The organism is Clostridium estertheticum, assembly GCF_018861295.1.
Classification (GTDB): domain Bacteria; phylum Bacillota; class Clostridia; order Clostridiales; family Clostridiaceae; genus Clostridium_AD; species Clostridium_AD estertheticum_D.
In genome coordinates this window covers 1-4,927 of the sequence record NZ_JAHLDM010000057.1, presented here as the reverse complement: position 1 = coordinate 4,927, position 4,927 = coordinate 1, and the positions used below count along the sequence as shown (strand labels likewise).

Genomic DNA, 4,927 nt, shown 5'->3' with positions numbered 1-4,927 from the left:
CTCTGTAAGTGTTTTTAACGAAGTTAGTATCATCCATATAAATGGAATTAGCATTGCAATCGCACCTATTATAAGAATTATGTGAACAATTAAATTGCTTGATTTTAATTTTCCTTTCATAAGTTATACCTCCCCTTGAAGTTATTCATAATGAACCCATTTTTTCTGTAATTTAAGTTGAACTGCAGTTATCACTAAAATTATTGCTAATAACAGTACTACTATAGTTGAACCATAACCTTTGTCATTCATTACGAATGAATAATTATAGAATAAGTACACTAAAGATTGAGTAGACTCCATAACTGCATTTGATTTACTAATCATCATAAATATTAAATCAAATACTTGTAATCCGGTTATCATAGAAGTAATGACAACAAAAAACATTGTTGGTGATATTAATGGAAATGTAATAGCGAAAAACTGCCTAATAGGACCTGCTCCATCAATTTTAGCTGCTTCATAAAAACTTTTTGGTATTTCCTGAAGCCCTGCAAGTAAAATAATCATATTGTAACCTAAATAACTCCATATTCCTACTACTATTATAGATAAAAGCGCAAGTTTTGGATTTGTAAGCCAATTGGGTCCTTTTACACCAACGAAAGAAAGCAAGTAGTTAAACAAACCGAAATCCGAACTATAAAGCCATCTCCAAACCATAGCTATAGCTGCTGGTGCTGAAACCATAGGTAGAAAATAGATTGTACGATATATAGTTTTACCTTTTATCTTAGAATTAAGTAGTACTGCAATACCTAAAGAAAGAATAACGCCGATAGGAACTGAAATTACAGTATATTTTAATGTATTCAAAGTTGCTTGCCATACAGCAGGGTCTGAAAACATCTGTTTATAATTATCAAACCCGACCCACTGATTAAGACCAAAATCAGTAGTTTTATTAAAACTTAAATAAATAGTTTGAATTAAAGGCCATATATTTAATATAATAAGTCCTATTATTGTAGGTGCTATCATAATATAAGCCCAATAATAATCATGTAAATCTTTCTTGCTAGTTTTTACCTTTTTATGTAAACTTTTCGATGTGTTCTTTTGTTTAATCATCGCTTTCAAAACTTCCCCTCCTTATATAAAATCATAATTAAATTTAGTTAATTATGATGACAGTTAACTATAATCATTAACTGTCATCAATTAATTATTTTTCAGTGGCTAAAAGAGCATTCATTTGTTTATCAATTATACTACAGCCTTGATCTACTGTAAGTTGACCAGTATATACCTTTGTCATTGTGTTATTTTGAATTTCATACCATTTCGCTTTCGTTGCTGAATTTGGGAATAAAACAGCATAGTTTAACATTTCTGGATATACTTTTAAGTTAAATTGTTTAGTATTGTCTATAAATGGTTGTGCAGTTCCTGCATATGCTGGAATTGCAGCACCTTTTTCTGATTGAATAGTATTAGCTGCTTTTGTTCCTAAGAAATTTTCGAATTTCAAAGCTTCTACTGAATGTTTAGTTTTTGCTGAAACAACATTTGCTAAACCATTAATTATGGTTGCCTTTGTTTTTCCATGAGGAATAACAGCTACATTACAATTTTTTGACACATAATCATTTGCCTTAAATTCACTTACCATCCATGATCCAAATAGTCCCATTGCAGCTTTTCCTGATTCAAAATATGTCGCAAAGCTAGTATCTGCAAATTGTTGTTGCGTTGGAGAAACCTTATATTTTTGGCTTAGATCAACATCCCACTGTATAGCTTCTTTTGTTGCTGCTAAACTAAAACCTGATTTTTTATTGTCAGGTGAAAGTATATATCCTTTATTTTGGTAAACATAGTTATAATAACCTTGTTGATCATCTGAAGGAGCAATACAACCGAACACTCCTTTTGAAGAATCAGTTAATTTTTTAGCAACTTCTAAATACTTATTCCAATCCCAAGTTCCATCTGGATAAGCGATCCCTTTTTTATCAAACATAGTCTTGTTGTACCATAATGCTATTGTATCGTAATCCTTAGGCATAGCATAAACTTTGTCTTTTAATGTATATAAACTTACAAGATCCTTAGGAAAATTACTCATTTTTACGTCTTTACTATTTTTTATAGTATCAGTTAAATCCATCAATACACCGCCAGTAGCATACTTTGTGAAATTATTTGAATGCATCCAGAATACATCTGGAAGTGTTCCACTCGTAGCACCTGCATCCATTTTTGTCCAATAACTATCCCAAGGTGTAACTTCCACTTTTACTGTTATATTTGGATTTAACTTGTGAAAAGAATCTGCGATAGCTTGCATACCCGGTTGTTGATTTTTATCCCAAATCGCATAAGTAAGAGTTACAGGTTTACCACTTGTATCAGTTGTAGTCTTAGAACTACCACAGCCCGCTAAAGTGGACATCATAACCATAGAAGTAAGTGCAACTGCGATAATCTTGTGTAAACTTTTTTTCATTTATTTATCCCCCTCGAATTATATATATATATTGAAACCAAAAGGTTTCATTTATAAAAAGATTATTATAATCTCTTTAAAAATTCAGCTAAAGTAAACTTTGTATATTCTAACTTCGTACTAGCATAAATGGTATTTCGAGCATAATTAACCACACCTATTTTTTAAGTTTAATAAAAATAGCTAATTATTATTAAACTTGTTAATCACTGAAAACATAACGATTAATTGTGTGTCTTTCTGTTGATTGTATCTTTATTATGAACTCTAAACATTTTTAAGTAAATGATTACATGTCTTCAAAATATGTTATAATGTCCACAAGTAAACTAAAAGGATGTGATGCAATGGAAGTATGGTGTGTTGAAAATGATAATTTTACTAACACCGATTTAAACTTTTATGATTGTGGAGAAGAAGTATGTTCGAGTGGATACTTTTTTGGACCTGTAGCTAGAAATCATTTTATTATACACTTTATACTTAGTGGAAAAGGTACTTTTAGATGTGGTAAAAAGTTATATGCTTTAGAAGCTGGAGATGCGTTTGTTATTTGTCCAGATCATATTGCCTATTATGAAGCAGATATGGATGATCCTTGGCATTATCTTTGGGTTGGTTTTAACGGTGTAAAAGCACCAAAATTTATACATAGTGCAGGTCTTAGCTATGACAATCCAATATTTCATTATGATACTGACAATTTTTTTAAAGATGCGATACAAAAAATGGCTAGCTTCACTAAATTGTCTTTAGAAACTGACTTATCCAGATTGTCTTATTTATATTTGTTTCTTTCTAAATTAATTAAAATAGCCCCAAAATCAAATACGGTCAGCCTTTATGAGTCAAACATAGAACGATATGTAATAAGTGCCGTAGATTACATTGAAGTGAATTTTTATGGTAATATTAGTGTAAACAGTTTAGCCGACTACATTGGTATAAGTCGTAAATATTTATGTACTATTTTTAAAAACGCTTTGGGACAAACACCTATTGAATACATTATAAAAACACGAATGGAAAACGCATGTCACTTTTTAACAAACCATGATTTATCCATAGCGGAAGTTGCTACTTCTGTAGGATACTCCGATCAATTTGTTTTTTCAAAACAATTTAAAAAAATCATAGGCCAGTGCCCTTCAGATTATAGAAGTAACAATCATTAAACATGTTATAATTAAAATCATCTCCTTGGTTGCTGTTTCAGCGACCAAGGAGGTGATTTAACTTCTGTATACTTATACTACTGTTTAATCTCATTATCTTTCTTATATTCTAAGCCATCAAGTGCTTTCTCCATTGCAACGCCTACATCCCCTACAACTTCATCACCAAACTCTTCCAATGTATGTTTAATCTCATCTCTATTAATATTTATATCTTCATCACTATTATTAGGCGTAGGAATAGGGATATTCTTTTTCTCTTCTAAATGACTTCGATCTAACCATTTTTTAGCGACCCCTCCTATTGCAATACTTATAATTGTGAAGACTGCAAAGCCTTTTACCAAATTCACCTTTTGCTTTTTTTGTTTATATTTAACATTCTTTGATAATTTGCTTAAATAATTCATAATAAGCCTCCTAAATATAATTAATATTTTTTCAACATTTATAATATTGTTTCCCAATATTATAAAAAAATTCTTTTTAAACTAAATATCTTTATTTAACTTAATCTGAATAAATAAGATGATATATACACAAGCTACATAAAAATGAGGTGTTATAATGGATAAAAAGCTAAGCCTTATAATGTTTAGTGGAGAATATGACAAAGCCTTAGCTGGATTAATATTGGCAAATTCAGCTAAGGAATTAGGAATGGAAGTATCTATGTTTTTTGCTTTTTGGGGTCTACTTTTGTTAAGGGACCCTGATAAAATTATAAACGATGGTAAGTCTTCATTAGAGAAACTTATGGGTGCAATGACTCCAAAAGGGCCAGAAGAATTACCACTATCTAACATGAACTTCAGTGGTTTCGGGAAAAAAATGCTTGAGGCTATGATGAAAGAAGATAACACACCAACCCTTTCAAAATTTTTAGAAGGTGCTGTAAAAAAAGGTGTTAAGTTCTATGGATGTAAACTATCAATGGAAGTCATGGGATTAAAAAAAGAAGAACTCATTCCTGAACTTGAAGTTATTGAAGCTAAAGATTATTTAAAGGATGCTCTTGAGTCAGATATACAATTATTTATATAAAAAAAGTGTAGATATTCTGCACTTTTTTTTATCTATAATTAACTATCATTCTTTTCTTTCTATTATTATTTGTTATTATAATACACTTGTAGTTATAATACATATTCTGTTATAATACATTTAGTAGGTATAATTTGTAGAATTTTGTCTATAATTATCGTTATATAATGGAAAGAAGGTATATGATGCAATTTACTTCAATAAAATTTTTAATGTTTTTTCTGATTGTTTCTGTTTTATATTATGTAATCCCGCA

The 4,927-nt window shown here is 30.0% G+C and carries 5 protein-coding genes; 2 read left to right on the top strand and 3 right to left on the bottom strand.

The window, feature by feature from the left end; translation table 11 throughout:
- Positions 1 to 141: 141 nt before the first annotated feature.
- Both KPL54_RS25440 and KPL54_RS25435 read right to left on the bottom strand, forming a co-directional pair.
- A complete protein-coding gene (locus tag KPL54_RS25440) occupies positions 142 to 1,074 on the bottom strand; it encodes a carbohydrate ABC transporter permease (protein WP_216109277.1) in 933 nt (310 codons plus the stop codon).
- Between the two features lie 94 nt (positions 1,075 to 1,168).
- Positions 1,169 to 2,452 (bottom strand): ABC transporter substrate-binding protein, encoded by a 1,284-nt coding sequence (locus tag KPL54_RS25435; RefSeq protein ID WP_216109276.1) that lies wholly within the window; start codon positions 2,450 to 2,452, stop codon positions 1,169 to 1,171.
- A 347-nt stretch (positions 2,453 to 2,799) separates the two neighbouring features.
- Between KPL54_RS25435 and KPL54_RS25430 the strand changes: the two genes are divergently transcribed.
- Positions 2,800 to 3,627 (top strand): AraC family transcriptional regulator, encoded by an 828-nt coding sequence (locus KPL54_RS25430; RefSeq protein WP_216109275.1) that lies wholly within the window; start codon positions 2,800 to 2,802, stop codon positions 3,625 to 3,627.
- Positions 3,628 to 3,704: 77 nt separating this feature from the next.
- On the opposite strand, the gene KPL54_RS25425 is transcribed toward KPL54_RS25430, so the two are convergent.
- On the bottom strand, positions 3,705 to 4,037 hold the full coding sequence (locus tag KPL54_RS25425) for a hypothetical protein (protein ID WP_216109274.1): 333 nt from the start codon (positions 4,035 to 4,037) through the stop codon (positions 3,705 to 3,707).
- A gap of 157 nt (positions 4,038 to 4,194) precedes the next feature.
- Between KPL54_RS25425 and KPL54_RS25420 the strand changes: the two genes are divergently transcribed.
- Positions 4,195 to 4,671, top strand: coding sequence for a DsrE/DsrF/DrsH-like family protein (locus KPL54_RS25420; protein ID WP_216109273.1), 477 nt, complete (start codon positions 4,195 to 4,197; stop codon positions 4,669 to 4,671).
- The last annotated feature ends 256 nt before the right edge of the window (positions 4,672 to 4,927 follow it).